Here is a 21,831-nt window from a genome sequence, read left to right on the forward strand (position 1 = left end):
CATGTCCTCCGACACCGCGACTCTGACTCCCGACCAGCAGCGGGCCGCCGACCGGGTGATCGAGAGCCTGGCCGGCCCCGACGCACGCCTTCGGGAGGATCAGCTCACGGCGGTGTCGTCGCTGGTGACGTTGCCCGGCGCCGGGAGCGGGCCGATCGAACCCGGCGCCGGGAGCGGAGCGAGCGGGCCGATCACAGCCGGCGCCGGGAGCGGAGCGAGCGGGCCGATCGAACCCGGCGCCGGGAGCGAAGCGAGCGGGCCGATCACAGCCGGCGCCGGGAGCGGAGCGAGCGGGCCGATCAAACCCGGCGCCGGTGCGCGGGTCCTGGTGGTGCAGGCGACCGGGTGGGGAAAGTCGGCGGTGTACTGGGCGGCGACGGCGATCATCCGTGACAGCGGCGGCGGGCCCACGCTGATCGTCTCGCCCCTCCTGTCGTTGATGCGCGATCAGGTGACCGCCGCCGAACGGGCGGGGCTCCGGGCGTCGACGCTCAACTCGTCGAACTTCGACGACTGGTCGGCGATCGAGGAACAATTGCGGTCCGGTGAGCTCGACGTTCTGCTGGTGTCGCCGGAACGGCTGGCGAACCCTGGGTTCGGTCGTCGGGTCCTCGATGCGCTGGCCGGACGCCTGGGTCTGCTGGTGATCGACGAGGCGCACGCGATCTCGGACTGGGGTCACGATTTCCGTCCCGATTATCGGCGGGTGTCGGACGTGCTGCAGACGCTGAACCCGCAGACACCCGTGTTGGCGACCACGGCCACCGCGAACGCCCGGGTCACCGACGACGTCGCGGCCCAGCTGGGCGATCACACCTTGGTCCTGCGCGGCTCGCTGGCCCGTAGCTCTCTGCACCTCAACGTGATCGACGGACTCTCGCCGATCGATCGATACGGCTGGGTGGCGCAGTACCTGCCGAGCCTGCCCGGCTCGGGCATCATCTACGTGCTGACGGTCGCGGATGCCGACCGGCTCGTCGACGCCATCACCGCCGTCCACGGTGCGGACCACCCCGTCGCCGCGTACACCGGGCAGCTCGACGGCGACCGTCGTCACCAACTCGAAGATGCCTTGCTGCGCAACGAGGTCAAGGCGCTGGTGGCGACCTCGGCGCTCGGGATGGGCTATGACAAACCCGACCTCGGGTTCGTGGTGCACGTCGGGTCGCCACCGTCGCCGGTGTCCTATTACCAGCAGGTCGGTCGTGCGGGACGCGCGCTCGACGACGCGGTGGTGATGTTGCTGGCATCCCGGGCCGACGATGCGATCTGGGACCACTTCGCCACCGCCACCATCCCCGACCCCGACCGGATGCGCGTCCTGCTCGACACGCTCGGTGCCGCGGACGGTCCGGTGTCGGTGCCGCAGCTCGAGGCGTCGACCGGGTTCCGCAGGGGCCGTGTGGAATTGATGCTCAAGCAGCTGGCGGTGGACCGTGCGACCGAACGCGGCCAGGACGGCTGGGAATCGACGGGCGCGCCCTGGTCCTACGACCACGAGCACTACGACGGTGTGCTCGACGTCCGACGTCGCGAGGCGGACATCATGCGCGCCTATGTCGCCGGGCGGGAATGCCTGATGCAACTGCTGACGTCGTCGCTCGACGACCCGGCCGCCGGCAGGTGTGGTCGATGCTCGGTGTGCCGGGGACGTCTGACCGAGCCGTTGTCGCCGGAGGTCTCACCGGAGCTCGTCCGGACGATCACCGGGTCGTTGCGACGATCCGCGCTGACACTGGAACCACGAAAGATGTGGCCGGGCGGTGCTTTCGGGACGCGCGGCCGAATTCCCGCGGGACTCGCGGCCGAGCCCGGACGCGTCCTGGCACACGCCGATGCCCCGGAGTGGGTGGATCTGCTGGCCGGCGCCCGCCGGGGTGACACACAGGCGCTGACCGATCTCGGCGACGCCGCCGTCGCGACCTTGTCGTCGTGGGTCCGCGACGTCGGTACCCGGCCGGACGTCATCGCGTCGCTGCGGCTGACCGGGACCGTGCTGGCCGAGAAGGTCGCCGATCACCTGTGCGAGGTAGGGCGACGTCCGCGGCTGACGGTGCCGGTACGTTCAGGCGACGGACCGGGCCGGGACGCGACCGGCGCCACCGAGGCGGTGTATTGGCGTGATCATCTCGGCGCGATACCCGACGTCGAGGGACAGCACGTACTGCTGGTCGTCGACGAGACGTCGTCGGGGTGGCCGATCACCCTCGCCGCGGCGGAGCTGCGGGAGGCCGGCGCCACCGCCGTCCTCCCCTTGCTCATCCACCGAACGGCGTAACTCGCGCCTCAGGCGTCGACGACGTACTCGCTGTAGCCCGTGTCGCGCAGGGCGGTGCGGATCTTCTCTGCCGCGGCGTCGAGTTCGGCCGGGTCCGGCTCCTTCTCCGCGTTGCCGAGGTCGAAGGCGTCCATGCTCTCGAGCGGGAAGACGTGGATGTGCACATGCGGTACCTCGAGACCGGCGATCATCGTGCCGACCCGCGACACCCCGAAGGCCTGCTTGACCGCGCGGCCGACCTTCTGCGAGACGTCGGCGAGGTGCGCGTAGGCGGCCGTGTCCATCTGCTCCCAGTGGTCGACCTCCTCGCGGGGCACCACCAGCACGTGCCCCGGGGTCACCGGGTTGATGGTGAGGAATGCGACGGCCTGACCGTCCTGCCACACGAATCGCCCGGGCAGTTCTCCGTTGATGATCATGCTGAAGACCGATGCCATGCGCACAGTGTAGGACCCCCGCACATTGCGGCGCCCGTGTGTTGTCGGTGACCTGTCGGACGTCCATGACATTCTTTTCCTGTGAGTCGACCAGAGTTCATCCGCACCCGCACCGTCGCCTCGACGGACGTCGTGGCGATGGCCCAGCGGTTTCCGCGGTTGCGGTACATGGGCTCGAAATACCGGCTCCTCCCCCACCTCGAACGGACTTTCGCCGAGATCGGTGGCACCACAGCGGTCGACGCGTTCTCCGGGTCGGGCGTCGTGTCGTATCTGCTCAAGCGTCAGGGTTTCCAGGTCGTCAGCAACGATTTCCTGAACTTTCCGCACATCATCACCAGGGCCACGGTCGCAAATTCGAGCGTGCACCTGGAACCGGACGTCGTCGAGGAGATCTGCGGCCCGCCCGCCGATGACCGGGACTTCATCCAGAGCACCTTCGACGGCCTCTATTTCACCGCCGAGGACCGCGCCTTTCTCGACTCGGCCTGGTCACACATCGATCGGCTCCGCGGATATCGGCGCGACCTCGCCATCTCGGCACTCGTGTTGTCGGCCGCGCGCAAGCAGCCGCGCGGCGTGTTCACCTTCACCGATTCGTCCCGCTATGCCGACGGACGCCGTGACCTGCGGATGTCGCTGCGCGACCACTTCCGGCTCCGCGCGGTGGACGAGTACAACGCGACCGTGTTCAGCAACGGGCAGTCGAATCGCAGTGTGAGCGGGGACATCTTCGACCTCGACGTCTCGAGCCTGGACTCGGCTCCCGACCTCGTCTACCTCGACCCGCCGTATGCCCCGCCCACCGACGACAACGACTACATCAAGCGCTATCACTTCCTGGAGGGGCTCAGCGCATACTGGCGCGGGATGACGATCATGGAGCACACCAAGACCAAGAAGCTCACCAAGCGCTACACGCCCTTCGCCTACAAGCACACCATCGAGGACGCGCTGGTCCGGACATTCGAGCACTTCGAGACGTCGGGCGCGATCGTGTTGTCGTACTCGTCCAACGCGCTACCCGGCGCCGACCGGATCATCGATCTGCTCGGCAAGGTCAAGCCGTCGGTGGAGGTGGTCGCCATCGATCACAAGTACAGCTTCGGCACACATGTCGCCGCGACCCGGCGCGACGTGAGCGAGTACCTCTTCATCGGACGGGACTGATACGACGAGATGTTCTCTGCGCGATGAGTGACGCCGGATCGTTCGACGACTATCTGAAGACGCTGGGGCGGTTGACCTCTCACGTCGATCCGACCGCGTCGACACCGGAGGCGGAACGGATCATCCAGGCCACCGGCAGCCTGGGCGAGATGCTGGACACCGACGTCGCGGGGCTGGCGGCCTGGGTGCGCGAAAATCCCTCGGACGTCCCCGTGCTCGGGCTGGCCGTCGGTCTGTCGCAGGAGAAGTTGAAGAACGTACTGCGCGATCGTTTCGGCACCACCGGCTGGCACGGCGTCGCTCGATCCCAGCCGGTCGACCTGATCACCTGGCTCGACACCGAGTTCGACCTCGTCCGGATGCTGCGCACCCAGCTCGAACGCACCTACTCGTTCGCCGACATCCTGGTGGCACGCGCCGGCAGTCGGGTGACCGCCACGCGGGCCGGGGCCTCCGGACGCCACATCGAGGACGAGATCGAGGCCATCGCGAGCGATCTCGGCCTCGACTACGTCACGCGGTCCCGGTTCACCGGACGCAACGGCCGCACCGCGCCGGCCGACCTGATCATCGGAGATCCCGAAACCGCCGACATCGTCGTCGCGGCAAAGGGTTTCGATTCGACCGGCAGCAAGCTCACCGATGCGGTCCGGGAGATCGAGGAGATGGCCGAGGTGCGCCTCCCAAGCAGCTCGTCCTCGCGGTGATCGACGGCATCGGCTGGAAGTCGCGCCAATCCGATCTCCGACGAATCCACCAACTGTGGGCGGATCGTCAGATCGACGGTATGTACACACTGGTCAGCCTCGACACGTTCCGCGACGACGTCCGCGAGTTCGCTGCTCTGCGACGCCTCATCTGACGTACCCGCGACGGTTCCCGTCATCCGCGACGGGTTTTTGGGGTCGCGGATGAAGGGAACCGTCGCGGCTGCGGGGGGGTGCCGGGGGGTGCGGGGGTCAGGGGCCGTAGAGGCGTGCGATGTCCGGTGAATCGAGCCAGCCCGAATATGTCGGTGTCCTCGGCCACCCGTCGGGAAGGTCCTGCCACTCCTCGCGGCGGCCACGCGGCAGCGCGTCGATCAACGGGAAGGTGTGGCCGAGTTGCTCGACTCCGCGCCCGGCCGTGTGCCACGTGCGGTAGACGGTGTCGCCGTCGCGCAGGAACACGTTGACGCCGAATCCCTCACCCGGGGCGGCATCGACATCCGCGCCGAACGAACTCTCGGCCGACGAGTACCACTCCATCGCGTTGCCGACCTTCGCCTTGTACGCCAACGCCTCGTCGATCGGCCCGTTGGTGACGATGACGAACCGGGCGTCGTAGTTGTCGAGGAAGTCGAGTCGGGTGAACTGCGAGGTGAAGCTGGTGCAACCGCCACACTGGAACTCGGCCCCGTTCGACCACATGTGGTTGTAGACGATGAGCTGAGAGCGGCCGGCGAAGATGTCGACGAGGCGGATCGGGCCGTCCGGTCCGATCAGTGTGTAATCGCCCATCTCGACCATGGGTAGGCGTCGGCGCTGTGCGGCGATGGCGTCGAGCTCGCGGGTCGCAGCCTTCTCCCGCGCCCGTAGATCGGACAGCGCATCGCGCCAGGTCTGGTCGTCGACCACGGGTGGCAGGGCATCAGACATGGAGAGCTCCTTTCGTCCTCTTCCCATACTGACCACCCGTAGGCCGATTAGTCATCGGTCTGCGCTCAGTCGTCGAGTCGCGGCAGCCGCACCCAGAACGTCGAACCCTCGCCGGGTGTCGAATCCACGCCGACCGTGCCGCGATGCGCATCGACCAGAGCAGCCACGATGGACAGCCCGAGGCCGCTACCTCCGCCGCTGTCCCCTCGGTGACGGGACGAGTCGCCGCGATAGAAGCGCTCGAAGACGTGGGACGCCTCGTCGGGGGTGAGTCCTTGTCCGGTGTCGGTGACCGTGAGCAGCACGTCGTCGTGACCATTGGACTGGTCGACCCCGACGCCGACGGTGATCGACGCCTCGGCGGGCGTGTGGGCGATCGCGTTGTTGATCAGATTCCGCACCACCTGCAGCAGACGCGGCGCGTCCCCGGAGACCACCGGCGGTTCTGTCGCGTCCCCCACCTCGATCCGGATCGGACGCTGCGGTGCAGCCGCTTTCGCACTGTGCACCGCGTCGGTGGCCAGCATCAGGACGTCGACCGGCTGGTGTGCGATCGGCCGGTGCGCATCGAGGCGCGCCAGCATCAACAGGTCCTCGACGAGCAGACCCATCCGGCCGGCCTCCGCGTCGATGCGGCCCATCGCATCCGTCGCATCCGGGACCGCACCCTGTTTGTACAGCTCGGCGAACCCCTTGATCGATGTGAGCGGGGTCCGCAGCTCATGGCTGGCGTCGGCGATGAACCGCCGCATCTTCTCCTCGGAGGCGCGTGCCTGCTGTTCCGACGCGGCGGTCCGCGCGAACGCGCGCTGGATCTGCCCGAGCATCGCGTTCAGCGACCCGGACAGACTTCCGACCTCGGTGTTGGGCGGCGCGGATGGCACCCGCATGTTCAGATTGCCCGCGGCGATCGCATGAGCGGTCTCCTCGACACGACGCAGCGGCCGCAGACTGGACCGCACCAGCAGATAGCTCAGCACCCCGATCGCGAGCACCACGAGGACGCCGATCCCGAGCTGCAGCCACATCAGACGGGACAGCGTCGCATGGACGTCTCCGAGCGGGGTCGCGACCACGGACTCACCGAACGGCGTGGACGCCTTCACCACCCGCCACTCCGGGCCGTCGCCGTCGGCGGACTTGACGGTTGTCGGCCCCGCGTTCCCGGAGGGCAGACCGGCGAGGTCGGGCTCGTCGGAGAAGTCGTTGTTGATGATCGTGTCGCCGTTCCCGATGGTGATCATCGAGTAGTACTGCGACGGCGGGCGACGCGGCCCGGGTGGCATCCCCTGTGCCGGGGCCGACGCCGGGTCGCGCGGACGTGCCCATGTCTGCACGGCATTGGTGAGCCCGTCGTCGGTGCGGGAGAGCAGATCCTGCTTCATCGCCGAGGTCACCGCCAGGCCGGAGGCAAGCAGTCCCAAGACCACCAGGACCAGGGTCAAGCCGACCAGGGACAAGCGCAGCGGAATGCCCGTCTTGGGCGCGCGGGTCTCGCCGGACACCGGCGACGCAGGCCGCCGGCCGCCGGAATCAACGGTGGGCGCGCCTGTCACCCGCGTGGCTCACGCATCACGTAACCCACGCCGCGGAGAGTGTGGATGAGCCGCTTGTCGCCGGTGTCGAGTTTGCGCCGAAGGTAGGACACATACGATTCGACAACGTTCACCTCGCCACCGAAGTCGTAGTTCCACACGTGGTCGAGGATCCGCGGCTTGGACAGCACGGTGCCCGCGTTCACCATGAAGTAGCGGAGCAGGGTGAACTCGGTCGGCGACAGCGACACGAGGTCACCCGCCTTCCACACCTCGTGGGTCTCGTCGTCGAGCTCGATGTCGGCGAAGGTGATCCGTGCCGATTCCTTCGCGTGCTCATCGAAACCGCTGCGTCTCAGCAGCACCTGCAGCCGCGCGACGACCTCTTCGAGGGAGAACGGCTTGGTGACGTAGTCGTCGCCGCCGATGGTGAGACCGTTGATCTTGTCCTCGACCGAGTCCCGTGCCGACAAGAACAACGCCGGGGCGGCCACGCCGTCGGCACGCAGACGCCGGAGCAGGCCGAACCCGTCCATCCCGGGCATCATGACGTCGAGGACCAGCACGTCGGGTTTGAAGGTCCGGCAGCGATCGATCGCCGCCGGACCGTTCTCGGCGGTCGACACCTCGTAGCCCTGGAATTTGAGCGAGACCGACAGCAGTTCGCGGATGTTCTCCTCGTCGTCGACGACGAGCACCTTCGCGCCCTGACCGGCGCCCTGACCCTTCGCAGCTTCGCTCATGGCATCACCTTCCCCCACCAGGCTGCCATGAGTCTGGATCATCGCTGGGAGATTTCTGTGAATGCCGACCTGCGGCGATGCATGTCGCAGGCGCGAGATCCAGCGCTCGGATCAAGCACGCATGAACGGGGCGGGGTAGCCAGGCGAGGGGCGCACCTCACCGAGCCACTCCTCGAGCTGGGCCGCCCGCTCCGCGAGGGCACGGGTGGCGGCTCGGGGCAGCTTCTCGAGCGGATGGACCTCGATCCGGCCGTCGTCCTTGCGTTGGCGCCAACCGCCCACGATCCGACCGTCCCACCACGCGGTCTGTCCGCCGTTGCCGTTGCGGTCGAAGACCTGCTCACCGTGGCGCCCGAGATAGAAGTCGCGTTGCTTCCAACCCATCGTGGTGGGATCCAGTTCGGGGAGCAGACAGGCAACCGGATCGGCAGGCTCGTCGGCCGCCACGTCACCAGGGATGTCGTCGGCGAGGACGTACCCGATCTCCCCGCGCTCGAGGTCGACCTCGACGACGTCGAGAGCGGCAAGAGCCGTACGCACCGCACCTTTCGTCGACCCCAGCCACCAGACGAGGTCGGTCTCGGTGCCCGGCCCAAACGAGCGCAACCAGTGCTCGATCATGGCCTTGTGCCCGTCTTCGACCGTCACGAGCGGCAACGGCTCACCGAGCCATGCGGTCATCGACGACCACGACGGCCTCGACACATGCCACCGGGACTCCTCGTCCGGGTCGCGGCCGGCGAAGTTCGGCCCGCGCACGATGTCGCCGGCCGCGCTCATCATGTTGAGCACCCGGGGACCCATCGGTGTCCGCGCCTCCCACTTCGTGCCGACGCCCTGGATCACGTAACCGTCGAGCGCGGGCAGACGTTCGCGCAGTTGCGTCGAGGTACGCGACGCACCGTCGGCGAGGTCGTCGTCAACGGCCGCATGCGCGACGTCGATCCAGGCATCCGGATCATCGAAGCCGGGACTACGCCGGAGGTCGCGGAGCATGTTCGTCCGTTCCGACGCGGTGACCCGTGGGCCGACCGCGCCCACGGCGGCGGCGAGGACAGGTCGGGTGAACACGAACAGCGTGCGACGCATCGCGAGCTGCTTGATCAGGGTGCGATCGTCGTACAGCGCCGTGTCCATCTCCTTCGGCAGGAATCCCGGGATGCGGGCCCACGCGGAGAGATACACGGTCGACGGGGTGGTTGCGTGGTAGCCGACGAGCGCGTCCGCGAGATCGGTCACCGATGACGCCTCGGCTCCGGCGGCGAGACGATGACGACGGACCAGACGGGCGCGACGCTGCGCGTCGGTGATCGCCGGGCGGACAGCCATCACGCGGGCAGCGCGGCGATCGCCTCGAGCTCGACCACCTGTTCGTCGTACGGCAGGACGGTGACGCCCATCATCATCGCCGGTGGGACGACGCCGTCGAACCGTTCGACGACCGCATCCCAGGCGACCGTGAGGTCGGCCTGCAACCGCTCCGCGACGTAGACGGTCAACTTGGCGACATCCGACATCGACGCGTTCTGCTCGCCGAGGACCACGGTCAGGTTCTCCAGGCACTTGCGGGTCTGGCCGACGACGTCACCCGGGGAGTCGACATCGCCATCGGTGGTGAGCGGACTGATCCCGGCGGTGAACAGCAATGGACCGGGCGTGACGGTCGAGCTGTAGGCGAAGCCTCCGTCGTGCAGGGCAGACGAACCGTTCAGGCGAACTCGCGACATGGGCAGATCCTACGTCGTTGCTCCGACGCCCCCCGGCAGACACATCGAGCCCCGCCGGTTGCCCGGCGGGGCTCGAAGGTGTTGCCTCGGTGGAGGTCAGTACTTGGGGAACAGGGACAGCGCCAGCTTCCCGGCTGGGCCCAGCTCCGGGTTGGTGGCCATCGCCCGATCGATGCCCAGCTTGATGTTGTCGAGCGTCGGCGCGGCGTTCTCGACCGTCGGCTCGATCGTCGGCAGCGGCGCCGCCTCCGCGGGCGCCGCGGCCAGCGCGAGTGCGCCCGCCATTGCCGCTCCGGCCAGAGCCGCCCCGATCAGCCGCCGCCCGGCGCGCCCCGATCGCTTCTGTGACCCCTCGATGATTTTCCGGCCCATGTCGTCGACCGCCCTTCCCCCGCACCACGCGGAAGTCGTGATGAATGTCTGCAGTGTTCCAATGTATGCGGTCGACGAGGAATCGCGCGCGCCGACATGGTCCAGCGGACAACTTCCGGTCCCACGGCACTGCGAGCCGTCTCCACCAACGCACATCACGGATTCGACAGTGGCAATCTGTTTGCCCGTCCCCGGTCGCCGACTCCCGCTATACGGTGAGACACATGACATTTCAGGGACGGGTCGCGCTGGTCACCGGCGCGACGAGCGGTATCGGACGCGCGACGGCGATGCTGCTCGCGGCACGCGGGGCACATGTCGTGGCAAGCGGGCGGGACCGCGACCGGGGCCGGGCCGTGGCCGACGCGATCCACGATGCCGGCGGGACCGCCGACTTCGTGGCCGCCGATCTCACCGATGCCGCGGGCTGCCGGGCCCTGGCCGAGCAGGCGATCGCGGCGGCCGGCCGGGTGGACATCCTGATCAACAATGCCGCCATCGGACCGCTGGGACCCACGACGTCGATCACCGAGGACGTGTTCGACGCGTGTTTCGCCACCAACGTCAAGGCGCCGTTCTACCTCGTCGGCGCGCTGGCACCGGCGATGGCCGAGCGCGGCGACGGTGTCATCGTCAACGTGAGCACCATGGTGGCCTCCTTCGGCACCGCCGGCTCCGCGGTCTACGGCTCGAGCAAGGCAGCCCTCAACTTGCTGACCAAGTCGTGGGCGGCCGAGTTCGGACCCCGAGGCGTGCGCGTCAACGCGGTCGCACCGGGCCCGACCCTCACCGAGGGCACCGCCGAGGTCTGGGGCGAGGCCGGACTCGAGAAACTCGCCCGGTCCGCGCCTGCCCGGCGGGTCGCCGGCCCCGACGACATCGCGGAGACCATCTGTTATCTGGCCGGTCCGTCGGCGGCCTTCATCCACGGCGCGGTGATGCCTGTCGACGGCGGACGGACGGCCGTCTGACCCAGCCTGGACGGCGATCCGACTAGCGAAAGCCGAGTACCTCGTCGCCCCACGCGCGCCGGATCTCGGCATCGAGGTCGTCGACGACACGATCGGTCTCGTCGATGACGAGGGTCGACCGGACCGTCTCCTCGAACGCCGGCCAGGCCGGCTGCGCGCCCGCGCCCGGGTCGCCGCGATGGGCGAACTCGGTCCAGCGGCTCTGCATGCGGCGCGAGATCTCCTCCCCGGTCTTGCGGCCGCCGAGCTTGAAGGTGATGTCCGCCGGACCCGCGACCAGATTGCCCCACACATAGGGCAATTCGGTTGCGTGGGTCGCTCCCACCCGGAGCGCCCGCAGCATGCGCGTCGCCCAGTCGAAGCGATAGAGGAAGACCGGCGCGTGGCGGCTGTGCGACTCTGCCAGCCACAGGGTTGGCATCCGGAACGCGATGTCACGCGCCACCCCGAGACCGGCGACCTTGGGACGCATCCCCGAGTAGGCCGAGGTGATCTGTGCGCGCGCCGGCAATGCGACGTCCGGGTATTCGGTCATCATCGCCGCGAACATGCGCTCGATGTCGGCGGGGGTGATCGGCATCAACGGCGACTTCATCCACTTGAACGCCGATGCCTCGTCCTTGTTGGTGCCGATGAGCAGGGGCACCGAGGTGGACCGACCCGCCCGGAACACGTCCATCGGGTGGCGCGGCACCAGGTCACCGTCGATCACCGGGGCGAACGCGATGGTGCCGGGGCTGTCGAGCGGAACCGCCGTGAACGCGGCCATGGTGGCCGCCGTGATCCGGTCGACGCCGACGGTGTCGAGCTCGGCGAGGTCATCCGGGCCGATGCCGATCGCATCGAGGAACCGGCCGGCGATACCGGCCGAACGTTCGTGGTCGTACATCGAGGTGGCCGGGGAACTCTCGGCGATCGCCTTGTGGAACAGGCCGTCGGCGGCCGGCATCGTGAGCAGTGTGGTCACCAGGCCTGCGCCGGCAGACTCGCCGAACACGGTCACGTTGTCGGGGTCGCCGCCGAAGCCGGCGATGTTGTCGCGCACCCAGGCCATCGCGAGCAGGACGTCACTGAGCGCGGCGTTCGACTCGAAGCGCGGGTCGTCGGGCCGGTTGAACGAGGTGAGATCGGCGAACCCGAGCGCCCCGACCCGGTAGTTGAGGGTGACCACCACGACGTCGCCGCCGGTGACGAGCTGGGTGGCGTCGTAGAGCGGCTGACTGCCGCTACCGAACACGTAGGCACCACCGTGCAGCCAGACCATCACCGGACACCGTGCCTCTCCGGCAGCGGCGCCGCGCGGCGACCACACATCGAGGAACAGGCAGTCCTCGTCCATCCGTACGTCCTTGCGGAGCATGATCGCCGGATTGCGCTCCTGCGGGCAGACGGCTCCGAACTCGGTCGCCTCGACGACGTCGTGGTGCGGTGCCGCGGGACGGGCACGGCGCCATCGCAGATCGCCGACCGGAGGCGCCGCGTATCGGATGCCCTTCCAGACGTCCACCCCCGAGTCGGTTCTCCCGCGAACGGGACCATGACCGGTGGCGACGACGGGTCGTTCATCTGTGGGCATCTGTCCATGGTGTCCCTTTTCGCGGCACCGTGCCGGTGAGAGCGCCCACATGAGGCCGCACACTCCTCGACAAGCCCTAGGCTCGAGAGGGTGCCGCTCACCGATCTGATCCCGCTGCCCGGCGGTCTGTTCCGAATGGGTTCGGACCAGGATTACCCCGAGGAACAACCGCAGCACGAACGTGTCGTCGCCCCGTTCGCGATCGAGCGCCATCCGGTCACGAATGCGCAGTACGCCGAGTTCGTCGAGGCGACCGGCTATGTGACGGTCGCCGAGGAGCCGATCGACTCAGACGACTTCCCGGGAGCCGACCCGGCCGAACTGGTCCCCGGCTCGTTGGTCTTCACCCCCACGACGGGCCCGGTGGATCTGCGCGACTGGCGGCAGTGGTGGCGATGGCAACCGGGCGCGTCGTGGCGCGCCCCGGAAGGCGGTGCCTCCACGGTCGACGACCGGCCCGATCACCCGGTTACGCACATCGCCTACCGGGATGCCACGGCCTACACACAATGGGCGGGTCGCCGTCTGCCGACCGAGGCGGAGTGGGAATTCGCGGCGCGCGGCGGTCTCGACGGACGAACCTTCGCGTGGGGGGACGAGTTCCGGCCCGGCGACCGGGAGATGGCGAACACGTGGAAGGGTCAGTTCCCCTTTCGGAACGACGGCTGGGGCACCACTTCTCCCGTGGGCGCCTTCCCGCCGAACGGCTTCGGCCTGCTCGACATGATCGGAAATGTCTGGGAGCGCTGCACCGACGTCTACGTTCCGCGTCACGTCCTCCCGGCCGACGGATCGGTGACCGCGGACGGCCGCCCCGACCTCCTGGCGCCGACGACGTCGCCGCAGGTCATGCGGGTCACCAAGGGTGGTTCCCACATCTGCGCCCCGGAGTACTGCCGGCGGTACCGGCCGGCCGCGAGATCGGCACAATCCGACGACTCGGCGACATCGCATATGGGATTCCGGTGCGTGATCTGACGCCCGGCCCCAGGCGACGGATGAGTCTCGTCACAAATGGGAACGCCGCCCCGCCGAGAAGCGTTGTCCTTCGGGCTTGTCGCCGAGACCTGATGGAGCCCCCTGTCAGGATTGAACTGACGACCGCTCGCTTACAAGGCGAGTGCTCTACCACTGAGCTAAGGAGGCCTGCGTGCGCGAGTATATCGGCCGCGCATTGGGGTACCTGAACCCCATCCACCTCGTCGGTGGCCGCCAGGCCACCATCGACACCATCGAGCCCGGCAGCATCATGGTGTCGCCGCGCAAGCCGATCGACCGGTTCGACGTCGCCGCCATCACCGAGGTCCTGGATCTGGCGACGAAAATCGGGGCGGTGCTGCTGGATTCGGGGACCGCCGCGACGGATACGCAACGCCAGATCGAGTTCGTCGCAGGCGTGTACGGACTCGAGGACGTCGACGTGGACGTCACCTACAACACCATCGTGGTGAGCGCGCGGCGCGGTGCGACGCTGCCGCCGATCACGACGATGGAACAGGTCTACTACCGCTCGATGGACTTCACCCGACTCGCCGAGATCGACCGGCTGGTGCGACGCATCCGCGACATGGCCCTCACCCCGGCCACCGCACACCGGATGGTCGACGAGATCATCACGGCACCGCATCCCTACCCCACTGGATCGCCACGTCCGCGTGGGGTCTGATGGCGGGCGGCATCTCCGTGTTGCTGGGCGGCGGATTGCTGGGCGCGTTGCTGGCCTTCGTCAGTACCGTCGCCGTCATCCTCGTGAATCGCAGGCTCAACCGCATCGGCACCCCGGTGTTCTTCCAGCAGTTCACCGGCGGCGTCATCGCGGTGGTGCCGGCCGCGGTCACCTTCGGCCTCTCCGAACGCCTGAACTTCGATCTGAGTCCGTCCTTCGTCATCGCGGCCGGGATCGTGGTACTGCTCTCCGGTCTGTCCCTCGTCGGTTCCGTACAGGACGCGATCACGGGGGCGCCGATCACCGGTGTGGCCCGATTCTTCGAACTGCTGCTCATGACCGGTGGGCTCATCGCGGGTGTCGGTATCGCGATCCAGCTGTTCGAGCACGCGGGCATCTACCTGCCGACGATCACCCCGGACACCACGTTTCCCGCGGTCGAGCTCCCCTCCCGCATCTTCGCCGGGGCGGTCGCGGCATTTGCCTACGCGCTGGCCAGCTACGCCGAGAAACAAGCCCTTCCGGTCGCCTTCGTGGGCGGGGCGATCGGTGCGGCCGTGGTCGCGGTGGCCACCTTCACCTCGGTCGGTGACGTCGTCGCCAACGGCATAGCGGCCGCCCTCGTCGGCTTCCTCGGTGGCCTCATGGCCCGCCGTGCACTCACCCCGCCGCTGGTCGTCGCGGTCGCGGGCATCACACCACTGCTACCGGGTCTGGCCGTCTATCGCGGTCTCTACGGAATCCTGAACGAACAGACCGTCAACGGATTCACGTGGATCACCAGCGCCCTCGCGATCGGCTGTGCACTGGCCGCGGGAGTGACCCTCGGTGAGTTCATCGCACGCTCGCTCCGCCGACCTCAACTGGCGGTCCGTCCCGCCTGGATGGCGATGCTCCGGCGCAACCGGGCACACGGGCGCTTCCCGATCGGTGACCGACGTCGCCAGGTCATCACGGACCGACCGCGACCGAGCAGGTAGAATCGGGTGTCGCGCCCACCACATCAGGCGCGGCGCCGCCAGCCACCCACAGCTGGACACACGATTGCGAAGCAAGAGGGAAACATGCCTGCGAAGACCACCGACATCCCCGACGACGAGTTGGAGCCGGTAGCCGACGAGACCGCCAACTCGGCGCGCCGCGTCGTCGCCGCCTACGCGACCGACGCCGACGAATGCCGGATGCTCCTGTCGATGTTGGGGATCGCGCCGGGCGAGAACGCCTAGCACCGTGGCGGAGTCCGGGCACGTCTCGAGTGGCGGGACCACCGCCGAACATCCCAAGGGTGACGCACATTTCGTCGTCGTCGCGAATCGTCTCCCCGTCGACAAAGAAGTGTTGCCCGACGGCACGGTCAACTGGAAGCGCAGCCCCGGCGGTCTGGTCACCGCGCTCGAGCCGATCCTGCGAGCGCAGACCGGGGCGTGGGTTGGCTGGTCCGGCATCGCCGACTCCGACGACAACCCGGACATCGAGGGCGTCGAGATCCACGCGGTCCCGTTGTCGACACAGGAGATCGCCGAATACTACGAGGGCTTCTCCAACGCCACCCTGTGGCCGCTCTACCACGACGTCATCGTCAAACCCGAGTACCACCGCGAATGGTGGAACGCCTACGTGGAGGTGAACCGCCGGTTCGCCGAGGCGACCGCCAAGGCGGCGGCCGAGGGTGCGATCGTGTGGATCCAGGACTACCAGCTACAGCTCGTCCCGAAGATGCTGCGGATGCTGCGGCCGGACCTCAAGATCGGGTTCTTTCTGCACATCCCGTTCCCACCGGTCGAACTGTTCATGCAACTCCCCTGGCGAACCGAGATCGTCGAAGGTCTGCTCGGTGCCGACCTCATCGGGTTCCATCTGCCCGGGGGCGCCCAGAACTTCCTCTTCCTCGCCCGTCGGCTGGCCGGGCAGGCCACCAGCAAGGGTTCGGTCGGCGTGCGGTCCCGCTTCGGCGTGGTGCAGGTCGGATTCCGCACCGTGCGGGTGGGCGCCTTCCCGATCTCCATCGATTCCGGCGACCTCGACGCCAACTCCCGGTCCAAGGAGATCCGCAAGCGGGCGGCGGAGATCCGAGAGGAACTCGGCAACCCGAAGACGATCATGCTCGGTGTCGACCGGCTCGACTACACCAAGGGCATCGACGTTCGACTCAAGGCACTGTCGGAACTGCTGGCGGAGAAGCGGATCGACCCCGAACAGACCGTGATGGTGCAGTTGGCCACCCCGAGCCGGGAGCGCGTGGACAGTTATGTCCGGATGAGGGCAGGCATCGAGCAGCTCGTCGGCAACATCAACGGCACCTACGGCAGCGTCGGCCAGCCGGTGATCCAGTACCTGCACCGTCCGGTCCCCCGCGACGAACTGATCGCCTTCTTCGTCGCCGCCGACGTGATGCTCGTGACGCCGCTGCGTGACGGGATGAACCTGGTCGCCAAGGAGTACGTCGCCTGCCGCAGCGACCTCGGGGGCGCCCTGGTGCTCAGCGAGTTCACCGGCGCCGCAGCGGAATTGAGGTCCGCCTATCAGGCGAATCCCTACGATCTCGACGGCGTCAAGGATGCGATCGTCGCCGCCGTCGAGCAGACCGAGGACGAGGGACGACGACGGATGCGCGCACTCAGACGCCAGGTCCTCACCCACAACGTGACGAAATGGGCGGAGAGCTTCCTGGGTACCCTGTCGTCGTTGTCGGAGACGGCCGCCGACGCCAACCGTGGCGTCCACCTCGTCGAGGGCGGTTCAGAATCGTCCGGCCGGGACAGATGAGCGCGACCGGGATTCCGGCCGACCTGCGCGAGGCGCTGCTGCGCGCCGCGCAGTCGCGCCGCCTGCTGGTGGCATCCGACTACGACGGGTGCGTCTCGCCGCTGGTCTCCCGTCCGGAAGACGCCGTTCCCGATCCGGCATCGGTGGCAGCGATCGAGGCGGCCGCCCACCTGCCCGCCACCGCAGCCGCCGTCATCTCCGGACGCGCGCTCTCGGTGCTCGCCAAGCTGTCGGGGCTCTCGGAACCGGTGACCCTCGTGGGCAGTCACGGCAGCGAGTTCGAATCCGGCTTCGCCGCCGAGATCACCGACGAGCACCGCGCGCTCCTCGCCCGGATCATCGACGAACTACGTTCCATCGCAGTCGATTACCCTGGCGCCATGGTGGAGACCAAGCCCGCGAGCGCGGTCATCCACGTGCGCAATGCGACACCCGCGGACGCCGAGACCGCACTGCGGCGCACCCGATCCGGCCCGGCCGCGTGGTCCGGGGTCGAGGTGACCGAGGGCAAGGCCGTCATCGAACTCGCCGTCATCGAGACCAGCAAGGGCCATGCTCTCGACGTACTCCGCGATCGATTCGACGCCGACGTGGTGATCTACCTCGGCGACGACGTCACCGACGAGAAGGCGTTCGCACACCTGCGATCCGACGGCGACGTCAGCATCAAGGTCGGCGCAGGCGACACCGCGGCGGCGTACCGGATCGAAGACACCGACGACGTGGCGACCGTTCTCGAGTTCGTCACCGGCCGTCGTCGGGAATGGTTGTCGGACAAGGGTTGACCGGCCGTCCCGATCCGCCGAGCGGGTACCGGACCTCGTCGATCGGCGTCACTCCGGCATCAGCCGATACGGATGCGTTGCTCTCCGGTGTCCACCGGCAGGTCGCCCCGCACGGTCGCGGTGACCTTGTAGTAATTGAGATTGATCGTGCCACGGTGGTTGTCGAGGAACGCTGTGTCGGCGGCATCGCGGCCGGTGGAGATCCGCACCAGGCTCTGCCGTGGCGCGAGCCGGGTGGCGTCCACCACCACCCATTCGTCGTCGATGATGGCCTCGGCCACCGCGTGGAAGTCCATCGGGTCGCAGCCGGGAGCGTAGACGGCGACCAGGCGTGCCGGGATGTTGAGCGCGCGCAGCAGAGCGACGACGAGGTGCGCGTAGTCCCGGCATACGCCCGCCCCGGCGAGCAGGGTGTCCGCAGCGCCGTCGATCGGATCACTCGCCCCCGGTATGTAACTCAGCCGGTTCTGTACGAACGAGGTCACCTGGGTGAGCAGTTCGCGCGGCGGCAGACTGAGGTCGAACTGCCCTGCCACGAAACCGAAGAACTTGTCACATTCGGCATATCGGCTGGGCCGCAGATAGATCGAGCGGTCGGTGATACCCACCGGAATCGGATCGGCCGGCGTGGTGACCGAGGCCGAGTACTCGACCGACAACAGACCGGACTCGATCTGCAGGCGATGGATACGACTGCCGTGCTCGCCCACGATCTCCTCCGGCTCGACCGGATCCCCGTCGATGGTGACCGTCAACGACTCGGTCATCGTGAGACCGGGTAGCCGCGCGACGGCTATCTGCATCTCCAACTCGGTGGCGGCAGAGACATAGACCTCGAGGGAGGCCGCGACGTCACGTGGGGATGTGGTCATGAAACCACGGTAAGTCATCGACGATCCGCCGGCCGGGCGGGACCGTCCGACTCCTCAGTCCGCCGCCGTCGCGCCGACCGGATCGGCGTAGATCACGCTGAGCGCCACGACGACCGCTGCGCTCTCCTGTACGCGAATCCCGAAGCGGGACGGCGCGATCTCCAGCGGCCGACTGATCGTGGAAGCCTTGTCGAAGGCGGCCTGCACCGGCGCGAGACCGTCGGAGTGCGCGGCGAACGCGTCGCCGGACACCACGATCGAGTCCGGGTTGAGGACGTCGCGCAGCATCGCGACGGTGGCGCCGAGGACGTCGGCGCGGTCGTCGGCGATGAGTGCGGAATCCTCAGCGATCCCCCACCGTTGCGCGGCCCGCCGGGTCGGTCCACTGCCGATCACCTGTTGCAGCGTTGCGGTCGGCCCATCCGCGAGGACCGATGCGTGCACGGGCAGATGCCCGATGGTTCCGGCACCCCGGACCGGCATGTGCACCTTGCCGTCGATCGTCATCGCCATGCCGACGGTCTCCCGGGCGTAGAAGAACAGTCCCGTGCCGTCGAACTCTCGCGGGTAGGTCAGGAGCAGTTCGGCCGCGGCCATCGCCTGCACGTGCTCGCACACCGAGACCGGCACCCCCAGTTCGGACGACAACATCGATCCGACGGGCACCCGGCGCCAACCGAGCACCGGGTGGTCGACGATTCCGGTCGCGGCGTCGACCAGGCCGCCCGACGCGACACCGGCCCACAGCAATCGACGGCCCCCGAAGCGCGCGGCGAGCTCACGCAACTGACGGCAGAGATCGCCGACCGCGGACTCGTCGTGCGGGGTTCGTACGGCGTGACTGTAGAGCGTCCTCCCGCCGAGGTCGGCGATCGCCAGCAGTGTCCGGCGGGCACCGATGTGCATGCCCGCGACGCACAACTTGTCCCTGTCGAGGGTCAGCGGATTCTTCGGCCGGCCGATACCGCCCGGGTCGACCAGATCGGGCCGCTCGACGACGAGTCCGAGTCGCGCGAGGATCGTGACCTGCCTGTTGATGGTGGCCGGCGAGAGTGACGTGGCCGCCGACAGGTGATCGCGGGTGACCGGGGCGTTCACACGGACCGCCTGCAAAACCGCGGCCGCCGGTACCGAGCCCACCTGCAGCGCCGCTGGCACTACTCCGGTGGACGACATGCACTGAATCTAGCAATGGGTGCGCGTCGCTAAGCTGAACCCATGAGTACCAGCACGGCACAAGCAGGTTCGTCGGAGTCCGGGCAGAAGGTCGCGGTGGTCACCGGTGCGAGTTCGGGTATCGGCGCCGCGACCGCTCGAGAGCTCGCCGGTCAGGGCTATCACGTGGTGCTCGGGGCGCGACGGACCGAGCTGGTCGACGAGCTCGCGGCCGAGATCGGTGGCACCGGCCGACAACTCGATGTGACCGACGAGAACTCGGTGGATGCCTTTGTGGCCGGCCTGGACAAGGTCCACGTACTGGTGAACAACGCGGGCGGTGCCAAGGGACTCGACCCGGTGGCGACCGCCGACCTCGACGACTGGCGGTGGATGTGGGAGACCAACGTCCTCGGCACCCTGCGCATGACCAAGGCCCTGATCCCGGCGCTCATCGCATCCGGAGACGGACTCATCGTGACGATCACGTCGATCGCTGCGATCGAACCCTACGACAACGGAGCCGGATACACCTCGGCCAAGCACGCACAGGCGATGATGCACCGCACCCTGCGTTTCGAGTTGCTGGGAAAGCCCGTGCGTCTCACCGAGATCGCGCCCGGCATGGTGGAGACGGACTTCTCCCTCGTCCGATTCGAGGGCGACAAGGAGCGGGCGGACGCCGTGTACGAGGGCCTCACCCCGCTCAGCGCGGACGACGTGGCCGAGGTGATCGGCTTCGTGGCGTCGCGACCGCCACATGTCGACCTCGACCAGATCATCATCAAGCCGCGCGACCAGGCATCGGCCCGGCGCAACGTCAAGACCGGCTGAACGACAGTTCGCTGCCGCGGGTCAGCCGGGCGGTGCCGGCGCCGGCGCATTCGACGTCGGCGCACCCGACGGCGTCGCGGGGGCGGTGACCTGAGACGGGTCGCCCTTGATGGCCGACATCCCGGTCCACGAGTCCCAGTCGAATATCCAGTCGAAGATGTCGCCGTCGGCCTCGGAGAGTGCGATGCGGGTGCCCGTGACCTCGACGGGATCCCCGTAGATCGCCGACTCGAAGTAGCGTTGCGCATTCTCCAGCGACAGGTTGATACAACCGTTCGTCACATTCGACGAACCTTGCACACCAACAGTTTCCGGGTTCGCGTGGATGAACTCGCCGTTGTTGGAGATCCGCACGGCAAAACGCTCGCGGATGTTGAAGTACCCCGCGGCCGGGTTGCTCATGAAGAAGTCCTCGTACTTCTCCGTCACCACATGGATACCCGACCGTGTGACGTTGCGGTCCAGGTCCCCGCCGCCGTAGCTGCACGGCAGGGTCATCAACACACCTCCGTCGCGCACCACGACGATCTGATGCGAGGAGGCCTCGGCCTTCACGACCTGCGATCTGCCGATGACGAAATCACTTGTCACGTCGGCGGCACCATATGCCCCACCGCCGTGGTCGACGCCGTACAGCTTGGCCGACATGTGCACCTTGGTGCCCGGCGCGTAGTACTCCTTGGTCCGCCAGTGCGCTCGTGAACCGTTGTCCTCACCGAGCCACGCCCATGCCCCCTCGGTGCGTGGTTCGGTGGTGACAGTGAGGGCCTTCTCGACGGTTTCCTTGTCCTCGACGGTGCCGTTGAACTTCAGGATGATCGGCGCCGCGATCCCGACCTCCTGGCCGTCCCCGATGTTGACCACCACGTTCATCTGGGACTCCGGCGACAGCGTGGTGAAGGAGCCGGTGACCTGCGTGCTCACCCGGTCGTAACCGACCGCGCTGCCGTGCCATGTGTACTGCGAGCCGTAACCCAGCGGTTCGCTGATGGTGAAGGTCTTCCGATCCTCCGACATCGTGCCTGCGACAGCTTTCCCGTTGGGGTTGAGAAGCTTGACGTCGGGATTGAGCACACCGTTCTCGGCTTTCACCGAAACGGTCGCGGTCGGATTGGGGGCGTCGTCGGAATCCAGTGCGGGAGTGTAGACCACGTGGACCGTGGGTGCATCGGGCTTCGCGTCGTCGGCGCTGCCGGACTTGCCGGTGGAACAGGCTGCCGCGGCCACGCCGACGGCGCCGAGACCGGCCGCGGCGAGGACGGCTCGACGGGTGAGGGGAGGGTGCGCGCTCATAACGTGTCCAGCGT

Annotated in this window: 19 protein-coding genes, 1 tRNA gene and 2 pseudogenes; 10 read left to right on the forward strand and 12 right to left on the reverse strand. The window is 67.9% G+C overall.

Going from position 1 to position 21,831, the window contains the following annotated elements:
- Position 1 precedes the first annotated feature (1 nt).
- Positions 2-2,278: a DEAD/DEAH box helicase gene (locus GTV32_RS12075; RefSeq protein ID WP_161060521.1), complete on the forward strand. Its 2,277-nt coding sequence runs from the start codon at positions 2-4 to the stop codon at positions 2,276-2,278.
- A gap of 8 nt (positions 2,279-2,286) precedes the next feature.
- On the opposite strand, the gene GTV32_RS12080 is transcribed toward GTV32_RS12075, so the two are convergent.
- Positions 2,287-2,715 carry an HIT family protein gene (locus GTV32_RS12080; RefSeq protein ID WP_161060522.1) on the reverse strand — a complete coding sequence of 143 codons (429 nt, stop codon included), beginning with the start codon at positions 2,713-2,715 and terminating at the stop codon, positions 2,287-2,289.
- Between the two features lie 138 nt (positions 2,716-2,853).
- On the opposite strand from GTV32_RS12080, the gene GTV32_RS12085 reads away from it, so the two are divergent.
- Entirely contained in the window at positions 2,854-3,885 is a 1,032-nt protein-coding gene (locus tag GTV32_RS12085) for a DNA adenine methylase (protein ID WP_237421817.1), read from the forward strand.
- Between the two features lie 23 nt (positions 3,886-3,908).
- Positions 3,909-4,747: pseudogene (locus GTV32_RS12090) on the forward strand (hypothetical protein).
- A 97-nt stretch (positions 4,748-4,844) separates the two neighbouring features.
- Here the strand turns inward: GTV32_RS12090 and GTV32_RS12095 are convergent.
- The 6 genes from GTV32_RS12095 to GTV32_RS12120 form a co-directional block, all read right to left on the reverse strand.
- Complete coding sequence (locus GTV32_RS12095; RefSeq protein ID WP_161060523.1) at positions 4,845-5,522, reverse strand: DUF899 family protein; 678 nt, start codon at positions 5,520-5,522, stop codon at positions 4,845-4,847.
- Between the two features lie 65 nt (positions 5,523-5,587).
- Positions 5,588-7,027, reverse strand: coding sequence for a HAMP domain-containing sensor histidine kinase (locus GTV32_RS12100; protein ID WP_343287447.1), 1,440 nt, complete (start codon positions 7,025-7,027; stop codon positions 5,588-5,590).
- 47 nt (positions 7,028-7,074) lie between these two features.
- Positions 7,075-7,800 (reverse strand): response regulator transcription factor, encoded by a 726-nt coding sequence (locus tag GTV32_RS12105; RefSeq protein ID WP_161060524.1) that lies wholly within the window; start codon positions 7,798-7,800, stop codon positions 7,075-7,077.
- Positions 7,801-7,911: 111 nt separating this feature from the next.
- Positions 7,912-9,129 carry a winged helix DNA-binding domain-containing protein gene (locus GTV32_RS12110; RefSeq protein WP_161060525.1) on the reverse strand — a complete coding sequence of 406 codons (1,218 nt, stop codon included), beginning with the start codon at positions 9,127-9,129 and terminating at the stop codon, positions 7,912-7,914.
- Positions 9,129-9,527 carry a RidA family protein gene (locus tag GTV32_RS12115; protein ID WP_161060526.1) on the reverse strand — a complete coding sequence of 133 codons (399 nt, stop codon included), beginning with the start codon at positions 9,525-9,527 and terminating at the stop codon, positions 9,129-9,131. Before GTV32_RS12115 ends, GTV32_RS12110 begins: the two co-directional genes overlap by 1 nt.
- Before the next feature lie 96 nt (positions 9,528-9,623).
- Entirely contained in the window at positions 9,624-9,899 is a 276-nt protein-coding gene (locus GTV32_RS12120) for a hypothetical protein (protein WP_161060527.1), read from the reverse strand.
- A gap of 224 nt (positions 9,900-10,123) precedes the next feature.
- Between GTV32_RS12120 and GTV32_RS12125 the strand changes: the two genes are divergently transcribed.
- Positions 10,124-10,870: an SDR family oxidoreductase gene (locus GTV32_RS12125; RefSeq protein ID WP_161060528.1), complete on the forward strand. Its 747-nt coding sequence runs from the start codon at positions 10,124-10,126 to the stop codon at positions 10,868-10,870.
- A gap of 22 nt (positions 10,871-10,892) precedes the next feature.
- On the opposite strand, the gene GTV32_RS12130 is transcribed toward GTV32_RS12125, so the two are convergent.
- A complete protein-coding gene (locus tag GTV32_RS12130; protein WP_161060529.1) occupies positions 10,893-12,446 on the reverse strand; it encodes a carboxylesterase/lipase family protein in 1,554 nt (517 codons plus the stop codon).
- Between the two features lie 135 nt (positions 12,447-12,581).
- Between GTV32_RS12130 and GTV32_RS12135 the strand changes: the two genes are divergently transcribed.
- A complete protein-coding gene (locus tag GTV32_RS12135) occupies positions 12,582-13,424 on the forward strand; it encodes a formylglycine-generating enzyme family protein (protein ID WP_202422494.1) in 843 nt (280 codons plus the stop codon).
- Positions 13,425-13,517: 93 nt separating this feature from the next.
- On the opposite strand, the gene GTV32_RS12140 is transcribed toward GTV32_RS12135, so the two are convergent.
- Positions 13,518-13,592, reverse strand: a tRNA-Thr gene (locus tag GTV32_RS12140).
- A 4-nt stretch (positions 13,593-13,596) separates the two neighbouring features.
- Between GTV32_RS12140 and GTV32_RS12145 the strand changes: the two are divergent.
- The 4 genes and pseudogenes from GTV32_RS12145 to otsB all read left to right on the forward strand — a co-directional run bounded on the left by GTV32_RS12145 (position 13,597) and on the right by otsB (position 17,663).
- Positions 13,597-15,092 (forward strand): annotated as a pseudogene (locus GTV32_RS12145) (threonine/serine exporter family protein).
- A gap of 84 nt (positions 15,093-15,176) precedes the next feature.
- The gene (locus GTV32_RS23135; RefSeq protein ID WP_190266600.1) at positions 15,177-15,338 is read left to right on the forward strand and encodes a hypothetical protein; all 162 of its coding nucleotides are present in this window, start codon (positions 15,177-15,179) and stop codon (positions 15,336-15,338) included.
- Between the two features lie 4 nt (positions 15,339-15,342).
- Positions 15,343-16,878, forward strand: a complete 1,536-nt coding sequence (locus GTV32_RS12150; protein ID WP_161060531.1) for a trehalose-6-phosphate synthase — start codon at positions 15,343-15,345, stop codon at positions 16,876-16,878.
- The gene (otsB, locus tag GTV32_RS12155) at positions 16,875-17,663 is read left to right on the forward strand and encodes a trehalose-phosphatase (protein WP_161060532.1); all 789 of its coding nucleotides are present in this window, start codon (positions 16,875-16,877) and stop codon (positions 17,661-17,663) included. Before GTV32_RS12150 ends, otsB begins: the two co-directional genes overlap by 4 nt.
- Before the next feature lie 59 nt (positions 17,664-17,722).
- On the opposite strand, the gene GTV32_RS12160 is transcribed toward otsB, so the two are convergent.
- Entirely contained in the window at positions 17,723-18,535 is an 813-nt protein-coding gene (locus GTV32_RS12160; protein ID WP_161060533.1) for a transglutaminase family protein, read from the reverse strand.
- 54 nt (positions 18,536-18,589) lie between these two features.
- Positions 18,590-19,711 carry an ROK family protein gene (locus tag GTV32_RS12165; RefSeq protein ID WP_161060534.1) on the reverse strand — a complete coding sequence of 374 codons (1,122 nt, stop codon included), beginning with the start codon at positions 19,709-19,711 and terminating at the stop codon, positions 18,590-18,592.
- Between the two features lie 42 nt (positions 19,712-19,753).
- On the opposite strand from GTV32_RS12165, the gene GTV32_RS12170 reads away from it, so the two are divergent.
- Entirely contained in the window at positions 19,754-20,524 is a 771-nt protein-coding gene (locus tag GTV32_RS12170; RefSeq protein ID WP_161060535.1) for an SDR family oxidoreductase, read from the forward strand.
- A 21-nt stretch (positions 20,525-20,545) separates the two neighbouring features.
- Here the strand turns inward: GTV32_RS12170 and GTV32_RS12175 are convergent, their stop codons facing one another.
- Positions 20,546-21,817, reverse strand: a complete 1,272-nt coding sequence (locus GTV32_RS12175; protein ID WP_161060536.1) for an Ig-like domain-containing protein — start codon at positions 21,815-21,817, stop codon at positions 20,546-20,548.
- Between the last annotated feature and the right edge of the window lie 14 nt (positions 21,818-21,831).

Origin of the sequence: Gordonia sp. SID5947 (assembly GCF_009862785.1) — a bacterium.
Taxonomy (GTDB): Bacteria; Actinomycetota; Actinomycetes; order Mycobacteriales; family Mycobacteriaceae; genus Gordonia.

What these genes read in the sequence shown, in the direction of transcription:
- GTV32_RS12075 (WP_161060521.1), top strand. Translation starts at nt 2, where the DNA reads ATGTCCTCCGACACCGCGACTCTGACTCCCGACCAGCAGCGGGCCGCC.
- GTV32_RS12080 (WP_161060522.1), bottom strand. Translation starts at nt 2,715, where the DNA reads ATGGCATCGGTCTTCAGCATGATCATCAACGGAGAACTGCCCGGGCGA.
- GTV32_RS12085 (WP_237421817.1), top strand. Translation starts at nt 2,854, where the DNA reads ATGGCCCAGCGGTTTCCGCGGTTGCGGTACATGGGCTCGAAATACCGG.
- GTV32_RS12095 (WP_161060523.1), bottom strand. Translation starts at nt 5,522, where the DNA reads ATGTCTGATGCCCTGCCACCCGTGGTCGACGACCAGACCTGGCGCGAT.
- GTV32_RS12105 (WP_161060524.1), bottom strand. Translation starts at nt 7,800, where the DNA reads ATGAGCGAAGCTGCGAAGGGTCAGGGCGCCGGTCAGGGCGCGAAGGTG.
- GTV32_RS12110 (WP_161060525.1), bottom strand. Translation starts at nt 9,129, where the DNA reads ATGGCTGTCCGCCCGGCGATCACCGACGCGCAGCGTCGCGCCCGTCTG.
- GTV32_RS12115 (WP_161060526.1), bottom strand. Translation starts at nt 9,527, where the DNA reads ATGTCGCGAGTTCGCCTGAACGGTTCGTCTGCCCTGCACGACGGAGGC.
- GTV32_RS12120 (WP_161060527.1), bottom strand. Translation starts at nt 9,899, where the DNA reads ATGGGCCGGAAAATCATCGAGGGGTCACAGAAGCGATCGGGGCGCGCC.
- GTV32_RS12125 (WP_161060528.1), top strand. Translation starts at nt 10,124, where the DNA reads ATGACATTTCAGGGACGGGTCGCGCTGGTCACCGGCGCGACGAGCGGT.
- GTV32_RS12130 (WP_161060529.1), bottom strand. Translation starts at nt 12,446, where the DNA reads ATGCCCACAGATGAACGACCCGTCGTCGCCACCGGTCATGGTCCCGTT.
- GTV32_RS12135 (WP_202422494.1), top strand. Translation starts at nt 12,582, where the DNA reads ATGGGTTCGGACCAGGATTACCCCGAGGAACAACCGCAGCACGAACGT.
- GTV32_RS23135 (WP_190266600.1), top strand. Translation starts at nt 15,177, where the DNA reads ATGCCTGCGAAGACCACCGACATCCCCGACGACGAGTTGGAGCCGGTA.
- otsB (WP_161060532.1), top strand. Translation starts at nt 16,875, where the DNA reads ATGAGCGCGACCGGGATTCCGGCCGACCTGCGCGAGGCGCTGCTGCGC.
- GTV32_RS12160 (WP_161060533.1), bottom strand. Translation starts at nt 18,535, where the DNA reads ATGACCACATCCCCACGTGACGTCGCGGCCTCCCTCGAGGTCTATGTC.
- GTV32_RS12165 (WP_161060534.1), bottom strand. Translation starts at nt 19,711, where the DNA reads ATGTCGTCCACCGGAGTAGTGCCAGCGGCGCTGCAGGTGGGCTCGGTA.
- GTV32_RS12170 (WP_161060535.1), top strand. Translation starts at nt 19,754, where the DNA reads ATGAGTACCAGCACGGCACAAGCAGGTTCGTCGGAGTCCGGGCAGAAG.
- GTV32_RS12175 (WP_161060536.1), bottom strand. Translation starts at nt 21,817, where the DNA reads ATGAGCGCGCACCCTCCCCTCACCCGTCGAGCCGTCCTCGCCGCGGCC.